The organism is Nocardia sp. NPDC024068 (assembly GCF_040638875.1).
GTDB lineage: Bacteria > Actinomycetota > Actinomycetes > Mycobacteriales > Mycobacteriaceae > Nocardia.
The window spans coordinates 43,326-65,268 of the sequence record NZ_JBEZYU010000017.1; the positions used below are offsets into that span (position 1 = coordinate 43,326).

The 21,943-nt window shown below is 67.3% G+C and carries 14 protein-coding genes; all 14 read right to left on the minus strand.

Annotation, left to right across the window (positions count from 1 at the left end; translation table 11 throughout):
- Nucleotides 1–12 precede the first annotated feature (12 nt).
- On the minus strand, nt 13–1,740 hold the full coding sequence (eccE, locus tag AB0F41_RS16190) for a type VII secretion protein EccE (RefSeq protein WP_357424403.1): 1,728 nt from the start codon (nt 1,738–1,740) through the stop codon (nt 13–15).
- Complete coding sequence (gene mycP, locus AB0F41_RS16195; protein ID WP_357424404.1) at nt 1,737–3,095, minus strand: type VII secretion-associated serine protease mycosin; 1,359 nt, start codon at nt 3,093–3,095, stop codon at nt 1,737–1,739. The genes eccE and mycP overlap by 4 nt, the downstream gene beginning before the upstream one ends.
- Complete coding sequence (gene eccD, locus AB0F41_RS16200; RefSeq protein ID WP_357424405.1) at nt 3,095–4,633, minus strand: type VII secretion integral membrane protein EccD; 1,539 nt, start codon at nt 4,631–4,633, stop codon at nt 3,095–3,097. Before eccD ends, mycP begins: the two co-directional genes overlap by 1 nt.
- Nucleotides 4,630–6,504, minus strand: coding sequence for an AAA family ATPase (locus tag AB0F41_RS16205; RefSeq protein ID WP_357424407.1), 1,875 nt, complete (start codon nt 6,502–6,504; stop codon nt 4,630–4,632). Before AB0F41_RS16205 ends, eccD begins: the two co-directional genes overlap by 4 nt.
- Nucleotides 6,505–6,534: 30 nt before the next feature.
- Nucleotides 6,535–7,368 carry an ESX secretion-associated protein EspG gene (locus tag AB0F41_RS16210; RefSeq protein WP_357424409.1) on the minus strand — a complete coding sequence of 278 codons (834 nt, stop codon included), beginning with the start codon at nt 7,366–7,368 and terminating at the stop codon, nt 6,535–6,537.
- Between the two features lie 117 nt (nt 7,369–7,485).
- Nucleotides 7,486–8,868: a PPE domain-containing protein gene (locus tag AB0F41_RS16215; RefSeq protein WP_357424411.1), complete on the minus strand. Its 1,383-nt coding sequence runs from the start codon at nt 8,866–8,868 to the stop codon at nt 7,486–7,488.
- 27 nt (nt 8,869–8,895) lie between these two features.
- A complete protein-coding gene (locus tag AB0F41_RS16220) occupies nt 8,896–9,255 on the minus strand; it encodes a hypothetical protein (RefSeq protein ID WP_357424413.1) in 360 nt (119 codons plus the stop codon).
- Between the two features lie 348 nt (nt 9,256–9,603).
- Nucleotides 9,604–9,903, minus strand: coding sequence for a hypothetical protein (locus AB0F41_RS16225; RefSeq protein WP_357424415.1), 300 nt, complete (start codon nt 9,901–9,903; stop codon nt 9,604–9,606).
- A 37-nt stretch (nt 9,904–9,940) separates the two neighbouring features.
- Nucleotides 9,941–10,357: a hypothetical protein gene (locus tag AB0F41_RS16230; protein ID WP_357424417.1), complete on the minus strand. Its 417-nt coding sequence runs from the start codon at nt 10,355–10,357 to the stop codon at nt 9,941–9,943.
- 665 nt (nt 10,358–11,022) lie between these two features.
- Nucleotides 11,023–15,033 (minus strand): type VII secretion protein EccCa, encoded by a 4,011-nt coding sequence (eccCa, locus tag AB0F41_RS16235; protein ID WP_357424419.1) that lies wholly within the window; start codon nt 15,031–15,033, stop codon nt 11,023–11,025.
- A complete protein-coding gene (eccB, locus tag AB0F41_RS16240) occupies nt 15,030–16,586 on the minus strand; it encodes a type VII secretion protein EccB (protein ID WP_357424421.1) in 1,557 nt (518 codons plus the stop codon). Before eccB ends, eccCa begins: the two co-directional genes overlap by 4 nt.
- 102 nt (nt 16,587–16,688) lie before the next feature.
- The gene (gene eccA / locus AB0F41_RS16245; RefSeq protein WP_357424422.1) at nt 16,689–18,446 is read right to left on the minus strand and encodes a type VII secretion AAA-ATPase EccA; all 1,758 of its coding nucleotides are present in this window, start codon (nt 18,444–18,446) and stop codon (nt 16,689–16,691) included.
- 517 nt (nt 18,447–18,963) lie between these two features.
- Nucleotides 18,964–20,856 carry a hypothetical protein gene (locus AB0F41_RS16250; RefSeq protein ID WP_357424424.1) on the minus strand — a complete coding sequence of 631 codons (1,893 nt, stop codon included), beginning with the start codon at nt 20,854–20,856 and terminating at the stop codon, nt 18,964–18,966.
- Between the two features lie 15 nt (nt 20,857–20,871).
- Nucleotides 20,872–21,837, minus strand: coding sequence for an NlpC/P60 family protein (locus AB0F41_RS16255; RefSeq protein ID WP_357424426.1), 966 nt, complete (start codon nt 21,835–21,837; stop codon nt 20,872–20,874).
- Nucleotides 21,838–21,943: the final 106 nt, after the last annotated feature.

Below are 21,943 nucleotides of genomic sequence, written 5' to 3' on the forward strand. Positions count from 1 at the left end.
GTTCTGCCATAGTCAACGGGTGGGATATCCGTGCGGCCGGGTGACCGGCACGGTGCGCTCGGAATTCACCGGCGGCGCGACAACACTCGACGGGCGTTCCGGCTGATCGAGATAGCGGGTTTCTCCGCGCGGTTCCACCAGATTCACCCGGACCGTACGCATCGGTATCCGGACATCCAGCTGCGCCTCCCCGACCTGTTCGATCGACAGATCCACCGACCCGCGCCGCGGGCTCCCCGGATCGCTGATGGACAGGGTGGTGGGCGCCGCCGATACCTGCGGGGGCAACTGGTCGAACACCGCGATGGTGGCGTCGCCACTCGAATCGCCCTCGTCGACGCCGGCCAGTCGCAGCGACCGGGCATCGCCCACCGCGCTCACCAGATTCTGCCACCGCTGCGGCCGGTTGGTGTGCACTTCGATATCCGCGCCGACCACCGTCGCCCGCAGCACCAACTGCTGGGCCACCGGCAACAGGGCCTGGACATCGACCGTACGGCGGCGCGGGTTGTAGCGGGCGGGATCGTAGAGCGGCAGCGCCAGCTGATGGCGGGGCTGCCCGTTGATCGCCCCCAGGATCTGGCCGTTGGGCCCGATCGGGATCGCCAGCGACGCCGCCGTCTCCGCGGGCGCCTCCTCGACGGTCCGCTCGTCCCGGGCCAGCGCGTTCAGCGTCACCCCGGTCGGCAGGCTGGCACGCAGCGCCAGCGACTGACGGCCGGGTAGCCGGCGCAGATAGTCCGGCAACGCCTCGTTCATCGCCGGCCCCACATACCGCACCACGGCACGCGGACCGTCGTCCGCCGACAGACCGACCACCATGGTGGTACGGCCGCTGTTCCAGGTCCAGCAGTCGTCCAGGCCCGAATCGTCCAGCTGTGTCCAATCGATACCGAAACTGGTGACGAAACGCCCCGGCACCGGAGTCCGCAGACAATCCCACCGCTCCGTCAGATCGGTGAGCTCGGCCCCCGCGTGCAGCAGCCGGGTGGCGTCCACGAACGCCGCGGCCGGTAGCGGATGCGCGGCCACTCCGCGTTCACGGAGCCGGCCGGCGATCCGATGGGCCGCGGTGGCCAGCGTTTTCGGGCCCACCACCGCGCACGGGCCGCGACGTGACAGCGCCCGGAGATTGCGTTCCTGGTCCAGGCGCAGCACCAGCCACGTCAGCCGGTTCCCCACCACCGGCTGGGTACCGATCAGCTGGTCGTAGAGCATGCTGTAGCTGCCCGCGGCCCGGACCCGCTGACCGGTGGTGACGATATCGATATCGACCCCGATCCCGAACTGGTCGAGCATCGGCAGCAGCGCCTCGACCGGCACCGTGTCCTCGGTGTAGATGGTCTGATCGGCGATCACTGTGGGCAGATCCAGATTCGGCGCGAGCTGGACCATGGCGACCAGCACATCGCCCTCCTGCGCGATACCGCACACTCCGGCCGGAACCTCGATATCGCGGACCGGAAGCGGGCCGGCCAGCAGGGCGGCCCGTGCCGTACGGCCGGTCCGGAAGGACAGCCAGTCCAGGAACCACCGCATCGGTGTCCGCTGCCGGACCCGGATCAGCACCGACAGCATGAGCGCGACAACGATCAGCGCCGCACCCCACAACGGCAGGTACGCGGATAAACCGGCTACCACCACACTGCCTCCGATCGCCATCACCGCGAACGGGCCGCGTTCGATCCCGGCGACCCGGCGGTCGGGCGCGCGTACCGCCCTTTCCGCAGTCACCGTCACTCGTGCCTCCGTCGCCGCGCGTTCACGCCGTAGGTCACGCCGGCCCCGATCAGCACCGCCGCGCCGATCACGATCGCGGCCGTGATTCCCGGTGTGTTGTCGGGCGGTCGCGGGGGTGGCGGCAGTTCCAGTGCCGCCGACTGGTACAGGCCCTCGGGCGCCTCGGGCGGAGTGCGGTAACTCAGGGCCGCGATCGGATCGATCATGCCCGCGCCCACGACGTTGTCGATCCCGCGGGCGGGGGCGTGCGCACTCGCGGTGAGCCGGGCGGTGATCTCCGAAGGTGTTTCGTTGGGATACCTCGACCGCAGCAGCGCCGCCACACCGGCGGTGTAGGCCGTCGCGAACGAGGAGCCGCCGACCGGGGACAGTTTGTTCGGTTCGCCCACGCCGTTGATCACGCCGGCGGCGTCCGGGCCCAGCGATTCGATACTGGTGCCGGGAGCGGCCACGGTGACCCACGGACCCAGCATGGACTCGTTGGTGACGCCACCGCTGGCCGTGGTGAAACCGACCGAGAGCACGGATTCGGCGAAAACGCTCGGTACCGAGGCGGCTTGGACGTACTTCCAGTTCCTCGGATCCCCGGGCCGGCCCGGATCGTGATCGGGATTCTGCCGGCAGTTCCCGCCCCCGGTATCGCCGGCTCCCGCGACGATCAGGGAGCCCCGGGTGTGCACCGCATAACCGACGGCCTCGGCGATCACAGCGAGATCTACGCCCGAATCCACCGGTACGCAGATCGGCAGGGGTATCGCGATGATCCCCGCTCCCATATTCGCGGCGTGCGTGATGGCGCGGGCCATGGTTCGCAACTCCCGCGAGATCTGCTCGCGAGGTTCACTGGACGCCCCGTCCTGCCGGAACGCGTTGGAGCGGTAGCGCAGCGAGATGAGCCGGGCGTCGGGAGCCACGCCGGTCAGCCCGTCCGCGGGATCGGACGCGGCTCCGATGATCCCGGCCACGAGCGTGCCGTGGGCGTCACAGTCCTGGAGGCCGTCGCCGCCCTGGACGACGTAGTCGCCGCCGCCGGTCAGGTTCGGCAACCGGGGATGCGGCGCGACCCCGGTGTCGACCACCGCGACGGTCACCCCGGCCCCACGGCTGAGAGTGCGGGCATCGCCCAGGTTCAGCGCGATCTCCGACGGCGGTGTCCGCGAGACGTCGGTGTCCTTCAGCACACCAGCCGACACGCAGCCGCTCGTCTGTTTGGTCGGTCCCTCCGGACCCGGTGGGCCGTCCGGCGGCGCCACCCCGACCACCACCTCCGGCGGTACCAGTGCCCCGGCCGGGCCGGCCCCGGTACTGAGCAGGAGTACGGCCAGTGCCGCGGCCGCGGCCCTGCCCACCCTCATCAGATTCCTCGCATAGCGGTGTAGATGCCCATGATCCAGAACGCGATCACCGGGACGATCAGAATGAGCGCGTATTCGATGAGGTCGGTGATGCGGCGGGTGACCGGCGTCAGTCGTTTCTCGGGCAGCGTCAGTGCCGCCGCCAGTGCCGCGCAGGCGATCAGGGCCACGATCAGCACGACCGAAACTCGCGCGAACGAACTCCCGTACGCCGTGACCAGTACTCCCGCGACACCCAGGACGGTCACCGCGGATCCGGTGATCAGGGCGATGGCCTGCACCCGGTCCGGGTACCACCGCGACCGCATCGCGAGGATCCCCGCGACGGCCGTGCCCATCACGATCTCCCGGATTCCGCCCGGGCTCACGGCAGCACAGATCACCGTCGAGACCGACAACAGTCCGGAGATGGCGACGATCAGACCGCGCAGGCTGGTGACCGCCAGCCGGGCCCGGCTCTCGATACCGACTTCGTTGTTGTGGCGCGACTGTTCGGCCGCGGCCGCGTCCTCGGCGTTCTGCTCGACATCACGGTGGGTTTCCGCGTCGAAGATATCAGTGAGTGTGGCCGGGTTCACCTCGTTGCCCGGATCGGGCAGGTCGGGCGGCCGGATCCGGGCGATCACCACCGCGATCCGGGGAGCGAGGGTGAGCAGCACCAGCCCGACGAACACCGCACCACCGGCGACCTGGCGCGTCACCAGATCGAAGTACGCCAGCGGCAACACGACGATCGTCACAGTGACGCCGAGTACCGCGACACTCATCAGGGTCGCGATACCCGAACCGGTCACCCGCATCAGGGCCATCGCCGCGACCGCCGCCACCACCGCGCCCGCGGCGATATTGGCGGGTGCGAACGGGCCCGGTTCGCCGTAGGCCGGCGGTACCAGCATGGCGCTACCGGAGAAGAGCAGTGGGAGGGCCGCGAGTGCGGCGCCCAGCGAAATCCGCCGGGCCGCATCGGTGCCCTTGATCGCCACCGCCGCAGCCCAGCACAGTACACCCAGCAGCAGCGCGGGCAGCCCACACCACAGAAACGATCCGGACTGCATCCAGGTCCAAGACAGCATGGTGGCGATACCGACCGAGCCGATACCGAAAACGCCCAGGCCGACGACGGCGGCGGTATCGGAATCGAATTCGGCGAACTCACGCTCGTTGATCAGCGCGAGCGCATCGGTGATGTCCTCGACCACCGGGGTGAAGACCTCCGATGATTCGACCGGCGCCAGCAGCAGGACCGTGCCGTCGACGACATCGTGATCCCCCAGGCTGCGCCACCGCGGAATCGGCGGTTCGCCCGGGCGTGCCAGGCTCCACTGTCCATGCGGCGGACTGAAATCGACCTCCTCGTCGCCGATGGCGTCGGCCAGCACGGCCACCAGGTCGTCGATGAAGGTTTCCACGGTGAACTTGGTCGGGACCACCACATCCACCTGGTAGGTGGCCACCATCACCGCGATCCGCGCCCGCGCGACCTCCGCCGGCGCCGCGCCCCCCGCGGGGGACGGCGGCGCCGCCTGCACAGCGGTCACCGATAATCTCCGTGGTCGCCGACCGTCGGCTCGGCGACATACCCGGGGAAGTCGTCGGCCAGATCGGACGCGAGATCCTCGAAAGCCAGCACGGTCTCCTTCTCCAACATGCGCAGATCTATTTCGCCGCCCTCGGCCAGATGCGGGTCGAACGGTATCTGGATCGTCGGCCGCTGCGCCGAGGCGAACAGCTTCTCGATGGCCTCGATCTCCACCGTCGGCTTGGCGGGGTGCTGCCGGACGATCGTGACCACCGAGGAGGCGATCAGATGATCGAATCCGTGCGAACTCAGCCAGTTCAGCGTGGCCACCGCGCCGGTGACCCCGCCTACCGTCGCCGGGGTCACCACGACGACGGCGTCACTGGTCCGCAGCACGGTATTGGTCGACGAATCGAGCACACCCGTTCCGCAGTCGACCACCAGCAGATTGTAATGGCGCCGCAGGATCTCCACGCCGGTCTGGTACTCACTACCGCTCAGCGCTTCGCCGGCGTCGGTACTCCACGGTGAGGCGATCACCGCGAGGTCGGCGGTATTCACCGAAGTGTAGGAGTGCACGGCGGAGAACGAATCCAGCCGGCCCTTCGCCTGGGCGAGATCGCGCAGGGTGAGACCGTATTGGTGCCGGGCCGTGCGGCTGGACAGATCGCCGAAATCCGGGTTGGCGTCGATGGCGACGACCCGGTCGGGCCGCACCTTCGCGAACATGGACCCCAGCCCGGCCGCGATGGTCGTCCGGCCGACACCGCCCTTCACACTCACCACGGCGATCTGGTAGGGCGCGGTGAGCTGGCGGCGTATGCGGCTGCGGCGGTTCTCGGCCCGCTGTTCGGCCGGGGAGAGCCCCAGGTTGAACCCGACCTTGTTGAGCGCGCCGCGCATCCCGCTGTTCGACCGCAGATGCGCCTGGCGTACCGCCGCGATCTCGGCGAGCAGTTCCGCCGACGCCAGGGCCGGGGGCAGGATTTCGATGCGACCGGAGGTTTCGTAGGCGGGGCGGTGGATCCGGTCGGGTACGCGCGAGTTGTCGGTCGATGGATTCGCGGAGGTCGCGGGTCCGCTGGGATAGCTGCCGTAGGCCTGTCCGGCGCCCGTGTAGCCGGTGCTCCCCGTATAGCCGATCTGTGTCTCGGAATGCACCGCGGCCGGAGGCGTCACGGCACCGCTGTGCGATCCGTAACCCGCTTCCGCCCCGGAACTCGTGTGCGCTCCGGGGCCTGCTTGGGCTGCGGGGCCTGCGTGTGTTCCGTGACCCGCTTGTGTTCCGTGGCCCGCTTGCGGTACGTCACCGGCGGGCGGCGTCGCCCAGGACTGCGCGGCCGGTTCTCCCGCCGCGGGCATGTGTTCGGTGTAGGGCGCCGGCGGCGCGCCCACAGGAGGTGGTGTCACCGGCGGTTGCGCGCTCTGTTGCTGTCGCTGCGCTATCGCCCGCCGTTCCTCTTCGGCCGCCTGCTGATGCGCGGTGGCCGCCCGTTGGCGCAGTTCGGCCAGATCGGGTTCGGAGGTGATCGGTGCGTCGTTTCCGGCCTGCGGGCCGGTCGAGGGCTGCGTGGGAGCCGGCTGCTGGGTCGGAGCAGGCGAGACCGCGGCCGGGGCCGCGCCGGATGTCGGCGGCCCGGACACCGGTCTGGCAGGATCCTCGGCGGTCACTGAACTCCCTCGCTCGGCATCGGTTTCCGGCGGCGGGACGGTATCGGCGGCCGGGGCGCCGGACGCCTCCGCCGCGGGACGGGTATCGGAGGGAGGCGGGGAAACCGGTGTGGCGGGACCACTGCCGGGACGTTCCTCGAGCTGCGCGAAATAGGCGTCGTAGCCGCCTTTGGCGAGCGCCGCGGAGGCGTCGCCGTTCGTTGTCGGTGCCCGGTTCATCTCACCGTCCTCTCATCCAGCACTGGAACGTCAACCGGTGCGCGCGGTGTCGAACCAGCTGCGGCCGGGTAGCAGTTCGGCCAATGCGTTGATACCACTGTGCAGGGCCGGGTCGTCGCCGGGGCGGAAAGTCGACCAGAGTTGCCCGTCCGCGGCACGGCTGGGCGTGGCCACCAATCGTCCCGCGAGCGTGTCGATCACGTTCATACAGGCATTCATATCCGGGACACCGCCACCGTCCCGGTGTTGGACCATGATCACTTCGGCCCGTCGTACAACTTCCTCCATGGCCCGGGTGAGCACACTCGCGGTGCGCGGCAGCGCACCGAGCTCCCGCAGTTCGGCCCGGCGCTCGTCCGGCCCGGCCGGAATATCCTCCAGGGCCGCCGCCGGCACCACGAGCGGATCGAAATCCAGCGCCGGATAGTCGCCCAGTGCGGACTTCACCACCGCCGTCAGTGTATTCAAATCGCGGCCTTCGTGAAACACGGCCTGAATCACGATATGGTCGTCGTGGCGGACGGCCAGCACGTGTTCATTGCCCGCACGCACCAGTGAAGCGCGCAGAATGGTGGGCGTCTGCGTCCCCTGGTCCCGATCGATGACCTGCACCATCAGTTCGGTGTCCGGCCGCGCGAGCCGCCGGATCCAGCCGGCGACCACAGGATGGACCTCGTCACCGGAAATCATTCCCGCCTCGGCGAGTTGTTCCCGGACGATCGCCCATACCCGGTCCCGGTCCTGGATCCGAAAGATATTCGGCCGGATCGACAGAACCGGCGGATAGGTGTCGATACCGACCATGCTCCGGAGCAGGAGAGCGGCATCGACATTCAGATCGATGGATACCGGATCGGTAGCCATCGATTCCGCCGTTCCGGCATCGGCCGAGCGATACTCGAACAAATCAGAAGATACCGAGGAACTCGTTGCGGGCCATATCGTTCCTTTCAAGGTTGATTTCAGATACTCGCTGATTGCTCAGCGGGAAGTCTTCTCGTCGTCGCGTCGCTCATCGTCGTCGTCGTCGAGTTGATCGAGTACCCCCACAAAAGACGAGTCGAGGAGGAGGTGCTCCTCGGATTCTTCGTCCTGGTATTCGATGACGCCGATGGCCGGCGGGCGCTCGAGCACGGGTACCTCGAATTGCTCACCGGGAGTGAAGACCTTGCCGGTCCGCTCGTCCTCGTCCTTCTTCCGCCGCCGCATCCGTGCGGTAGGCGCGGAGACCCGCTGGGGCACATTGCGCACCGGTGCACCGCTGGGCGAGCCACTGGTGGCACCGAACGGCGTTCCCGTGCCCGGCGTCCACCCGGTCGGCATCCGGAAACCGGTGGCGGCACCCGGCATGGAGCCGAGGCCACCGCGTGTCATCCCGAGAGCGACGAGACTACCGACTCCGCCGCTGAGACCCGCGAGAGTCGACGACGAAGGGGCCCCGACCAATTGGTCCAGGACCGAAGACGGTCCATCCATACCGGATCCGCCGTCCGTGACCGTATCGAGCCCGGAGGTGGATTGTTCCGGGAGCCCCTGGGACTGCGTCGGATCCGAGCCACCCGGATCGCCGCCGTCACCCCCCGACTGCCCGTCACCCCCCGACTGCCCGTCGCCGCCGGATTGCCCGTCGCCGCCGGATTGCCCGTCACCGCCGGATTGCCCGTCACCGGTGGATTGAGTGCCGTCACCGGCCGATTGGTTGTAATGCTCGGACAGCAGCTGACTGTCGGGACCGTTCTCCGCCAGATCCCGTAGGGCGTCGCCGGGATCGAGCGGCGGCTGCCCGCCCCCGCCGGGCGCGGTGAGGATCGGAGGCGGCGGCACAATCGGCACGGTGGCCAGAGCCGCCACGATGCGGACCGCATCGATTTCGTAGCCCGTCATCGACGCGGCCGCCCGATCCCAGAGCAGCATGTAGGCACCGACCGCCATCGCCAGTTTGGGACCGGTCACCAACGCCGCGGGGGTATTGGCCGTAGGAACGAAATCGATGATGGCCTCTGTGAGGGCCGTTTCGGCCGCCGTGATCTCCGGCAGCGTCGGCATCATGCCGACGGCCGTCAGGTGCGCCATTGTGCCCTCGTCGGCCGCCCGCGCCAGCGCGTCGGCGATGAGTGTTTGACCCCGCACCCATTCGTTGTGCTTGCGGAATGCCGATTGAGCACGCTGCGTACCCAGACCGCCCGGCCATGAAACGGCCAGATCGGACAGGGAACCGTCCGTACTCGACGCGGCGGAATCCAGGGCGGCGCGGACCCCGCGATAGGCGGTAGCCGTATTCATGAGCGGGACCGCGCCTTCCCCGCTGTTCAGACTGGTCCAGTTCGCCCGCGGGGGCAGGGCCCAGTACTCCAAGAACGGCATAGCGACTCCGCTCCACAGGCCTCCGGGTCAGTCGCCGAAGATATCGTCGACGATTTCTTTGCCCTCCGCCTGGAGACGAGCTCGATCGGCGGCACTCACCGTGGCGGCTCCGGTGGTGTCCGCGGTTTCATAGGTGACGCTCACGGGGACCAGCGCCTGGCCGGCACGCACCTTTTCGAGGACCCCGGTTTCGAGGATGGCGAAATAGGCCTCTTTCATTGCCTTGAAGCCGCCAAAGAGTATGTAGCCGGGCAGATGCGCTCCGGTGGGGCGCGATGCCGCGACGGGGCCGGCCGTGTGCAACGCGGACGACAGCGTCGACTCCCCGATCCCCAGCTTTGCGCTGATCGCGGGAAGCTCTTCGTTGAAGACTGAAAGGGGGATCATCGATGGCTCCGATCGACTGTATTCCTGATTTCCGCATCCGAGCGGTGCATCTAGAACGCTAAGCTATCCCCAACCCTGGGGAGTCCCGCTCACCGGATGGGTTCGGTACGGATGCGACACTCCCCATTCCGGGATCCGAACCGCCTGCGTAAGCGGATTGCCGAGGCGAGGAAGTCGTCGATGCCGGCCATCTCCCGGAGGATCAGGGCGACATCGACGCACCTACTGATAGAGATCGGATCGCTGTCCGACCCTCCCCACCGCACGGCCTCGAACAGCACACCCGGACATCACCGCCGAGAGAGCACCGAAAGCTTCCGAGGCCACTCCGTCCAGCGATGCCGTCTGCTACTGGAACAGCCTGGCGATCGCGCTGTCCGTCTGCTGCACGGAACCGCCACTGGCGGCGATTTCGATGACCTTGCTGTTCAGGTTCTTCAAGGACTCCTCCAGCGCACTCATTCGTGCGTGGAACTCCTTGGTGATGACACCGAATTGGTCCGCACCGTCACCCTGGAACGTCGCAACGGTTTCGTTCCAACGATTCTTCACATCCGGAATGATCTCCTCACGAAGCCGGGTGACCTGCCTGTTGGTTTCCCCGGTGAGTTCATCGACTTTTCCGTAGTGATTGGAAATTTCACCCATGTCGGTTCAATCCTTTCAATGGTATGGATTCGACAATTCAGTCGAAGTTGAGATTGATCTTCCCGTAATCCTGCTCCAGGACAGCGGTATCGGTGAATTGCCCGTCACTCCACGCGCCGGTGGCGTTTCCGACGTTCACGACACCGTCATCGCCCATGGCAGCCCGAAGACGTTCCGACTCGTCGAGTGCGGTGGTATCGGTCTTGATTCCCGCGGAGTCCAGGGGATTCATGATCTTGTCCTGGATCATGTGGGCGGAGCCCTTCAGGTGCTCGTACACGTTGCCGAGCGCTTCATAGCCCGCGTTGCCGATCTGCCCCTTGACCGCGGCCAACCACTGCTGCTGGATACCGGACATGGCCTGTGCGGCGCTCTCGATATCGCCTTGGATGACCGCGAACTGACCTTTCGCAGTTCGCAGCAGATCGCCATCGGCGACTGTTTCAATATTCATAGCGGTTTCCGATCCTCTCGAATGATGTGGTTGCGCCTCGGATGATCACCGGGACATCTTTGTGTCGTCGGATTCTGTGCCACCGGCGGACTGTCGAGTGCACCGACGAGTAACGCGCCTGGTACGAAGTTTGCTCCGGCCTTCGGTCTTCCTCCCTCCGGGCGTCGACGCTTCCGCGCCGAAAGTGCGCCGATTTGTTCCGGACGTTCCGCACCGGCGCGCTCGACAACCGGAGGACGTGCCGAAAGTGGTCCAGTCGGAGGGAGTGAGATGTCGCACAGGCTGTCCGAATTGGACAGCTCCGGTCCGAATCCGTCCCGGCCGGCGTTCCGCAGCGGAGCCCGCTTCAGCGGTGGATCGGCCGCGTGAAAATTGTCAATTGGCATGGCGACTCCGTTCCGGAGCAGTTACCGGGTCATCTGGGAGATACCGGCGCGGCGATCCCGACGCCCTGCGTCCCGTTACCGGCGCCGCCCGGAGTCGACCGCTCCGCACCGAGCCGGGCTCCGACGGCCGGACGATGTTCGGTCACTGACAGGGGAACCATGGATATCTCCAATCGACCGTTGCCGAGATCGCATCGAGGCGATACCGAAAACGCTAAGCCATTCCCAACTGTGGGGATGAACTGCGAGACATCGACTTACGCCGATATCGGTGGCTGCTCACGCCGACTGCCAGGCGGCCTGGACGAGGTCTCGGCGTGACAGCAGCGGTTCCACGAGAATCCCCCGGCCCAGCGGCTGCTTGGTCGCCTTCACGTCTCCGATGAGCATGCCGTCCATCTTGGTTCCGTCCATGATGAAGCCGGATGAGTTCAGGTTCTTGACCTGACCGAGCACCGAGTCGTACATGGCCGAATCCGCCTGGGCGATGTTGCGTGCCGCCACGAGGTGGAAGCCGGTGTCGCGACCGTCCAGAATGATCTCTTTCAGCGGATCCAATGGATTCATCTGGCCACGCTGCGAGACCATATGGTAGTCGTCCACCACCACGAAGATCTCCGGCCCGCTCCACCAGGATCGTTCCTTGAGCTGCTGGGTGGTCACTGCGTCCGGCGGTCGCCGACCCCGCATTTTCGCAACGAACGGGGGCAGGTATTCGGTCAGATCGCGAGAACTGGTGAGGTAGCCGACCATATATTCGGGCGGAAGGGCGTCCATGTGCTGACGCCGGTAGTCGACGAGCAGCACTCGGGCCTCGTCCGGGGTGAAACGGGTGCGGATGGACTCCAGGATCGCACCGACAGTTGTCGACTTACCGCATCCGGTCGATCCCAGGATCACGAAATGGGGCGACACCCCGAAATCGATAACGGCCGGCCCGAGATCCGATTCACGGACACCGAACGGCACTGCCAGCCGCTGGGCCAGATTTGTCGGGCGGGGAACGTTTTCCAGGATCGCCGGCAAACTCACTTGTCCTGGAAGCAGCCGGACTTCGGGCGCCCGGCGGCCGGAATACGTCTGGCTCAATTGAGCGATCGTCGCAGTCAATCCCGCGGACGCGGTCTCGGCATCACCTTCACCATCCGTCCGTGGGAGCGCAGTCAGCATATGGAGCGCGTCTGTGGAAATACAGCGCCCAGGCCGGTGGGGCGGAATTCCGGCGACGACTGCCCGATGCGTGTTGAACACGGTATCGGTGAGATCACCGAGACGCATCTCCACACGGGTTTGTAGCAGATCCTTCACCTGCGGCCGGATCGCGGCCCATCGTGAACTGCTCACCACCAGATGGATGCCGTAATTCAGTCCCTGGAGAGCGATATTCTCCATCGTCGGCATGTACTCTTCGTAGAACGGCCCGTTCACGGCGAAACCGATATCCCAGCCGTCCACCACGACGAACACATCACCGTGCTCATCCCCGTAGGACGACAACTCCGCCGAACCCTGCGGGGTTGCCCGGCGCCGCCGGAAATCCCGCATGGAATCGATTCCGAGATGGTCGAACAGCGTCTGACGCGAGGTGATGAGATTGCGGATCAGCGCGAAGGTACGGCGGATCCGGTCCACATCACGGGCCGCGGCCACGGCGCCCACATGCGGGAGCGCCCGCAACGGTGAGAGACCGCCGGAGAAGTCGAAGCAGTAGAACTGGACCTGCTCCGGCGTATGGGTCAGCGCGGCCGAGACCATCAGGGTCTGCAGGGCGGTGGATTTACCCGACTGCGGACCGCCGACCACCGCCACATGCCCGCCGGCGCCGGACAGATCCACCGACCAGACATCCTGCCGCTGCTGACGGGGCCGGTCGACAATGGCCCACGGAATCCGCAGCGTGCCCGCCTCCACGGCCGGCACAAGGCGGTCCAGGGTCGGCGGGACCGCCAGCGGGGGCAGCCACATCTTGTGCGCCGGACGTCCGTGCCGGGCGAACTGTTGCAGCGTCGTCTCCATCACGGTGACCACTTCACCGTCGGTGTCGCCGGGTTCGGGTGCGTGCACCACCTCCACCGGCTGCGCCGGGCGCATCTCCGCGATATAGGCGGCGGTGAACCGTTGCGGCGGACGGTATCCGCCGCCGGGGCGGCGGGCCCGCTGCGCGCTGGACGCGGTGGTCTGCGCGGGTGCGGTGTAGGGGGCGCCCACGTAGGCGGCCTGGAAGCGTTGCAGATCGCCCGCCCCGACGCGCAGATAGCCCGAGCCGGGCTTCTTCGGCAGGTGGTAGGCGTCGGCGGTGCCGATGGCATCGCGGGAATCGCTGGTCTGGTTGGTGCGCAGTGCGATCCGGTACGACAGGTGCGCCTCGAGCTCACCCATCCGGTTGGCCGGGACCTTCTGCGAGGAGAGCAGCAGATGGATCCGCAGCGAGCGGCCGAGGCGGCCGATGGCGACGAACAGTTTCGAGAAGCCGGGATGCTGTTCGAGCAGTTCGGCGAATTCGTCGAGGATGATCAGCAGGGTCGGCAGCGGTTCCAGCTGCGCGCCCTGTTCCCGCGCCCTCTCGTAGTCCGCGACGCTGGCGAAGTTGCCGGCGTCGCGCAGGATCCGCTGCCGCCGTGCCATCTCGCCGTTGATCACGTCTTCCATACGGGTGACGAGATCGGCCTCTTCCTCCATATTGGTGACCACCGCGGTCACATGGGAGAGCCGGTCGAAGCCCAGAAAGGTCGCTCCGCCCTTGAAGTCGACCAGCAGCAGGTTCAGTACGTCCGGAGAGTGTTCGGCGATCGCGGAGAGCACCAGGGTCCGGAGGAATTCCGATTTACCGGAACCGGTCGCGCCGATGCACATACCGTGCGGGCCCATACCCTCTTCGGCCGATTCCTTGATGTCCAGGCGCACCACCTGGCCGGTGGGGTCGTACCCGAAGGGAATGTTCAAGCGGTTGCGGTCGGCGTCCCGGCGCACCGGCCACTGCCGGTCCACGCGGACGCTGCCGGGGTCGCTGATACCGACCATATCCTCCCAGGAGGTGCTGCTGGTGGCCTGTTCGGCGGCCACCGCCTCCACCACCGTGGACAGCCGGTACGGGGAGAGCCGCCGCGCCACGGCGGTGGCCTGCGGTATCGACATGAGGTCGGCGGTCCCGACCAGCCGAGTGCCGCGGGCGGTGATCTCCTGCAGCGCGTGGTCGGCGCCGAGGGCGAACTTCAGCGAACGGGGCAGCGATTGTTCCGAGGGTCCGAGCCGCAACCAGGTGCAGCCGTCGATACCGGAGATATCGCGGTCGGTGTTGGTACCGCCCGATTCCACGATCAGGACGAAATGCGATTTGTCCAGCGCGGGCTCGTTGTTGGCCGAGAACGGACCCCGGTTCAGTCCGGCGAGCACCTTCGTACGCAATTCCGCCACGGTGCGGTAGATCATCCGGCTCGAGCCGATGGCATCGCTGTCGGCCGGATGCTGGGTATGCGGCAGCCATTTCAGCCAGGACCACTCCGGCGAATCCGGATGGTTCAGTACCGCCGCCACCGCGACCTGGTCCGGGCCGTGCAGCACCGCGATCTCGGCGATCATCGCCCGGGCCAGGCCCGCCACCGCGGCGGGGTCGCCGTCCAATCCGACCAGCGGCGCGGAGAGCAGATTGATGGCCACCGGCATCCCGCCGACCGTCGAATAGGCCTTGGCGAACCGGGTCAGTTCGACCACGCCCACCGGGTCCAGATCCGAGGTCGGCGCCGCTTCCGGCACGATCACCCGGACCTGGTTGGCGATCCGGCCGCGGCCCATCCGGACCCGCAGGAACTGCGGATTGGCGACCTGCACCTCCCACATCCGCTTACCGCCGACCAGCCGGCCGAGCCCCGCCGGGCCCGGGTGCGTATAGGAGAGGTAGTCGTAGAGTTCGGTTTCGGACTCGTGAATGGTTTTGCGGTTGTCGGTGATCGAGCGCAGATAGTCCTTGCGTTCCTCGTTCAGGCCGGCCGCGGTGCTGGTGGCACCCCCGCCCCCGCCCAACTGACCGCCCATCATGCCGAACATCGACACGATCATCATCATCGGGAACATCAGCATCATCGGCGACATGGCCCGGCCGCCGCTGAACATCATCGCCATCATGCCGACCATGGCCGCCACCATGATCACCGGCATGATCATCTTGATCTTGGACATGGGCACCGAACTGGGCAGTTCGGTCGGTGGCTGCAGCCGCAGTTCGGTGACCGCGGGCGCCTTGGGGCCGCGCGCCATCCGCGCCGGCCGCACGAAACGGCGGGTCGCGGTCATTTCTTACCCGTCATCTGCACACCCGCCATATTCGGTGGTATCCCGTCGTGCTGGATCATCGCGTCGCCGACCGACAGCGTGGGCCCGATCGCGAAGAGCGAGACGATGCTCCACGGCGCCGTCACCGGCGGCCGCAATCCCAGGGCGGTGAGCGTCGGATCGCTCTGGCCACCCGATTTCATATCCGCGCCGATCCCGTATCTGACCCCGCTGTCGGAAATCCAGAACAGGGATTCACGCAGCGGCGAACCCGGTTCCGAGCCGGTGACCTGCACGAATTTGCCGGAAGTGCGCGGCAGATAGGCGAAGTCGGCGGTGGCGCCACCGGAATACGGCGCGGTGACCAGCTGCACGGTGCGGCCCTGCTCCTCCTTGGTGAGCGGGAGTTGCCGGCCGAACAGCAGCCGGGTGTGCGGGTCCGGGTCGGTACCGGTGCGGGTCCACTCATAGCAGGTGATCAGATCGCGGATCGGATCGAGGATCTCCACCGGTTCGACCGGATAGGTCGCCGTTCCCGGCCAATCGCCGGGCCGGAGATTCGCCGCGGCGACATCCGGGCCGATGGTGCTGGTGGCCACCGAACCGTGGGAGTTCGCGTTGCGGACGATCGAGGCGAGCACCGCGCTCACGCGCACCAGTCCCGCGTTCGACACCAGATAGTAGGCGGCGGGTTGATTCGGTGTGGCGACGGTGACGATGGAGCCGACCACCGCGTCCAGCGCCGGTTTCAATGTCACCGGTGCCCCCGCGCCCGGTACATCCGGGACCCGGATCGGCGCCACCTCCGGTATCGCGCCGAGCAGTCCCGGCGACGCGGCGGCGACCTGCACGGTCGAGTCGATCCCCAAGGCCAGCATCACCGGTGATTCGGCGAGATTGATCTCCGCGCGCACCACGCCCTGCACCGGGTCGGAGTACACCAGCCACGTCGCGTCGTCACCCCGCAGTAGCCGCGCCTGCCGGCCGCTCAGTTCGTGGACGGCGTCGTCGTCCACCGTCAGCGGTCCGGCGATCGCGGTGGTGAGCACCGCCGACCGGGTCAGGGTAGGCAGACCCGTCTTCGGATCCACCGGAGCCGCGGCTCCGGTGCGGGCGGTATCGCAGACCGTCCACTGCGAATCCTTCTCTTCTTCGTCGGAGATCTGACCCGGCGCACCCGGTATCCCGACCCAGGCACCGCGTGGGTACTTCGCCAGTTCGCCCTTGGACACTTTCACCGGATTCGCGGCCTGGCCCACGATCAGCCGTGCCGAGGTCAGGTTCAGTGCGGGATGCAGCCGGTCGCCGAGCTTCACATAGAGGGCGCCGCTGTCCTTCTCCGCGATGATCGGCGAATCACCCACCGGTTTGGCGGGTTTGAAGAACGCCAGCACGGCGGCCCCCGCGATCCCGATACAGGCGATCGCCACCCCGATCGCCAGCGCGGTGGACCGGCCACGGGAGGGGTCGTCGATCATCGACGCATCGCGGCGTACCAGGGCGTGTTCGATCCGGTGCAGCAGGAACCGCCAACCCGAAACCTGGTGTTTGGTCACCACCCGGAAGCGTGCCACCGGTATACGTTCCTTCCGCCGACCTCGGCCACAACCTAACGCGCGGCCCACTGCCGGAATATTCCCAAAATTGGGAAGATCCGGTAGGCCGGGCGGAACGCGTTATTTGGCGACCGGCGCCAAACCCTGCAGAGCCGCGGTGATATCGAAGGCGTCGACGGTCATGAGTTCCTCGTCGGTGAGCGCGGCGATGTCCACATTGTCGCGGGTGAACCGGAAATCCCGTTCGGCCTCGGCGGCCTCCACGACATTGCGCACGAAACGACCGTTACCCGCCAGGTCGATGAGCCGGCGGCCGTTCTTGTTCTGCTCCGACATCACGGTGCATCGGTCCCGCAGTACCTCGCGCGCCTGATCGGAGAGGATGGAATCCTTCTTACCCGCGATATGGTCGGCGATCTGGACCAGTTCATCGGGGTCGTAGCTCGGGAAGCGCACCCGTTTGGTGAACCGCGACGACAGACCCTCGTTGGACTGCAGGAAACGATCGATCTCCGCCTCGTATCCGGCGATGATCACCACCAGTTTGTCGCGGTCGTTCTCCATCCGGGCCAGCAGCGTGTCCACCGCCTCCTTACCGAACGCGTCGCCGCCGGACAGCCCCTCCTGGATCAAGGTGTAGGCCTCGTCGATGAACAGCACACCGCCGAGCGCCGAATCGATCAGCGCGTTCGTCTTGGGCGCGGTATGGCCCAGATGGGTGCCGACCATATCGTTGCGGGAGGCCTCGATCACCTCGGCGTTCTCGACCACACCCAATCCGGCGAAGATTTTCGCGATGACGCGGGCGATGGTGGTCTTACCCGTACCCGGCGGCCCGGAGAAGATCAGGTGGTTGGAGCGCGAATCGACCGCCAGCCCGCGTTTGACGCGCACCTGGTCCATCAGCACACCGGATTTCAAGCGGTCGACCTGCTCCTTGACCGAATCCATACCGATCTGGGACTGCAGCAGCTTCGACGCCTCGTCGAGCAGGGTGTCCCGTTCCGCCTTCGCCGCACTCGCCGCGACCTCGGCGGGATCGTCACCGGACTTCGGGTCCCAGATATCGACGCGGGAGGCGATCACCGCCGGTGTGGTGACCTCGAGCCGGAAGTTCTTGTCCCGCACCGCCTGCTGCCACTTCGGCCGGTCGGGCCACAGGCCCGACCCCTGCAGGCCCTTGAGAATCTTCTCGGCGGCGTCGTGTTCACCGTTGTGCCGCAGGATCATCCCGAGCAGATAGTGCGCATCGGCCCAGATATAGGAGAGGTTGCCGGATTGGCTGTCCTCCACGATCCGCTGCGCCCGCGGCATCGCCTCACCGAGGCGCCCGAGATGCGCCAGGGCGGTCGCCGCCATCAATTCGGCCGCGATATCGAGCAAACCGTCCTCGAGCACCGGCTTCTGCCCGCGGTTGGCCAGCACATCGGGCCAGCGGCCGGTCCGGTAGAACAATGAAAGCCTGGCGAAATCGGCGACATCGTCGCCCCGGACCTCGTCCAGAATGGCCACGGCTTCCTGCCATTCACCACCGTTGGCGTAGGCGCAGGCCTGCGCGATGGCGATCTGATCGCGGTCGGCCATCACCACCCGCAGCCCGAAGACGCCGATCTCGACCTGGCACCACAGGGCGCGGTCGACCAGACCGGCGCGCTGCTGGTCACGATAGAGATTGTGCGAAGAGCGATAGGCACCGTAGATGACCTCGGAGGTCACCTCCCCGGCCATCGCGCGGCCCAGCCAGGCATCGCACATATCCGGATCGAGATCCGTTGCCGCCGTGAACGCCGCGCGTGCGTGCTCTTCGTTGCGCACCCCACCGGCGACCAATCCCAAACTCTGCACGCCCGTGTAGAACGCGTCCTCGGCCGCTGACAACTCGGACTTCCCTTCCGCCGACCCTCGCCTGGTGGCAGGGTAGGCCACCGCGACCGATCCGGACGCACCGGCCATTTCCCGCCCTTGGGAATACTCATCATTCGATCAGCCCGAACCGGTGCGGTATTCGATCGGGGCGGCCTCTCGGATCAGCCATACGAAGGGCGACGCGCCCCGAGTCCAACCTTCCCGTTTTTGAACGGCTCGTAAAACAGCGTTAGGGTATCGACGGCCGCACGCCACACCCCGCGCCGGCCGATCCCTGTAGACAGCCGGCCTCCGCGATCCGGGGCCGGCTTCTGCCTGCATTCATCGAGAAGCCGCACATTCCGCAAATTTCGGGCGACCCGGCTCTCCGGCGCCATCCGTCTTCCCCCCACTGGCAATAGTGCCGTTATTTGACGGCTCGTTATTTGCCGCTAGAGTAGTCGGCAGGTCACCAGTTCCCTCATCCCTGATGACCGTTCCAGCGGCGGCCGGTGGAAACAGCGAGCCACCGGCCGCCGCATTCTCTCGATCAGATCCGAGGCGGGCCGTCATCCCGAGTCGGCGGAGCCGATACCCGCGGGGCCCCCGGCCGCCCGTCATCGTTGTGTCCATTCCGTTCGTCACGCTGGTGGGCTCCCCCGCCCGGCGGCCCGGTAGGGACCTTCGCCGACGGTCGAGCGGGTGCACCGGATGACGGAATCCCGTCGGCATCCGGCTTCCCGCCCGCACTCTCCCGGCTCATATCGTCGCCGTTCCCGGCAGCTCGAACATCCACCGGCTCGGCCGGCCGGACGGCAACTGCCTCCTTGTCGGCGTCCGGTCCTCGCGGCGGCCCGGCGATCTCTCCGGATGGCGGCGTCGAATTCCCCTGTGCCGCCACGACAGGAATCCGCGGGACCTGACGATCGGGCCTGGCCCACGGTGTCTTCGACGGCTCCGCACCGGCGCCGGCCGGACGCAGCGACCAGGGATTCGGCTTTCCGGAGCCTCGGCGCCGAGCGGACTTCCCTCTCGGAGCCCGTGCAGCCGGGCCCGCCGAATCCCGGGGAGCGGCCTTCCCGGAACCGGCGTCCGCGCCGCCCGGTCCCGCGGCTGCGGGGCGGCTCCACGGATTCGCCGGCGGCACCTCCGTCGCGGCGGCCGCCGGGCCATCGGATGATGCGAGCACAGCGCTGTCGACCGGCGACACAGCCGACGACGAGGAAGCGGTCGATACCCGCTCGGCAGGGCCCGCCGAACCGTTGTCGACAGCTGTCGCGGGCGCCCACGGCGAATCGTTTCCGGCTGTCACACCCGAATCCGGACCCGCCCGGTCGACCGATTCGGATCGCGCGCCCGGCGCTCCCGTCGTATCCGCCCCCGGGGTGCCGGCCGCCTGCGCGGCGGACGGCATCCGCCCGGCCCCGTCCGGCGATCCGGCCGGCGGTGCCGAAGTCGCGGGTTCCGGCTGCGCCCCTGCCCCGCCCGGTCCCCCGCTTCCCGGCCCGGACCCGTTGCGCCGGGACTCGTCCCCGGGCGAGTCCGTTTCCGGGGTCTTCCCCGAATCCGGTATCCAGTTGCGGGGAACCGCACCCTGCTGCGGCGCCGAGGTCGGCTGCTGCGCGGGACTGCCGACGGAGAGAGCGCGATCGGAATCCGCCGGATTCGATCCCGGTGGCACCCCGCCCGGCTGCGCGGGGGTCGTGGGAGCGGGCCCCACCGGTGTGGTGAAATCCAGTGCCGCCACGTTGTTGGCGAACTTCTCCGCGTGCCCCATGATGTCGTCGGCATGGTCGTCGAGAACCTGGGCGTAGCGCCGGACCTCGTCCGGATCGATGCGGAGCACATCGTTGCCCCCGGGATCGACTCCGAGCAGATCGGCGGCCGCGTCGTAGACGACGCCGTTGATCATATCGCCGACCGCCTCTTCCAGCGGTTCGATCGCCTTGCCCAGCACCTCGGCGAGGATATAGGCGATGAGCATCTGCTCCATGGCTTTGACCAGCTGCTTGGCCGCCATGGAGAGGGATTGCCCCAGCGCCATGGAGGCGCCCCCCGTCGCCACGGTCGCCGCCATCGCCGTGGCGTAGGCGGCCGCGAGCAACCCGAGTTCGGTGAGCACCGCGACCTTCACCGCGGTGATCACTTCGGCGGCGATCTCCAGCGCCGTGGCAACGCCGTTACACAGTTCGTCGAGTTTCTCCATATGCGACGAACTGAGCCGCGCCCACGACGCCACCAGGGCGCGGTAGGACTGCCCCTCATAGACCGCGCCCATATCGGAGATGGCCCCGGTCGCCGACGCATGGGTACCGGCGACCTCGTCGGCGAACGTGCGCACATGCCCGGCCAGTTCACGGACCTGGTCCTCGTTGATATCCGGGTAGGGGACACCGACGAAGTTCAGGAACATCGCCACTTCGTGGGGTATCTCGATGGCCAACGACGCGGATTCCGCTCAGACGACTCGAACCACTACGGCGCTCGGGGGCATCGATGAATACGTGACCGTCGCACCCGAATACGGCGCCTCGATCACCATACCGTTGCCGGCGGCGAGCTGAACGTGTTCGGGTCCGCGGGAGCTGAACGACCCCGCCGGGAACACCAGATCGCCCGCCCGGACATCGCGCGGATCGACCCGCTCCCCCGCGTAGATCTGTTCGTAGGTGGTCCGGGGCAGTACCACCTCGCCGTTGGTCGCCTGCGCGATCGCGTACTGGGTCAGGCCGGAACAGTCGAAACCGCCCCCGGAGGGACCCCCGGCGCCGCCACCGCCCCAGATATAGGGCAGCCCGAGCGCGGTCTCCGCCGCCTGGGCCGCCTGGCCGCCCCTGGTCTTATCCCAATTACGCCGCGTTCTCCGGGACGGCTGCTGCTGGGTGACCTGTTGCCCGGACACCATGCGCGGGCGCCGCCGGCGCCGCCGTTTCCGGGGCGGCGTGGAGGCTGTGCGAGCGCGCTCGGCGAGCGCCACCGGCGGCATGATCTGCGCCGCCTGTCTACGTGCCGCGTCGATATCGGAGTTCACCTGCCTGGTCGCGTTCGTGATGGTCTGCTGGGCCGAATCGAGCAGCGCCGGACCGCTGAATCTCGTATCACCGATGGTGGTGATGGCCTGGATGCGCGCCTGCAGGTCGGAGATCTGACTGGTCAGAACACCCCGCCCGTTCAACGTGCCGGTCCCCGATTCGGTGACCGTTTTGCTCACGACCCCCTCGCGGCCGTGCTGGGTCTCGAGCACCGTCCGCTGCATGCCCAGGGTGCCGTCGTAGCCTGTGACCCCGCCGCCGGAGAGCCGGCTCAGATCCGCGGCCATGGCCTGCGCCAGAGCAGCCGACGCGCGTTCGGACGGCTGCCCGGCACCGTACAGGCCGAGCAGCTCACGCAACACACCGTGCACATCGTCGGTCAGTGCCGGCATACGATCAGCTCAGCTTCGCTCATCGCACCGACTTACCTCTCTGCCCCACACCCCGGGCAATTCTTCGGCAACTACGCCCTATTTTCGTGGCAACTACGCCCTATTT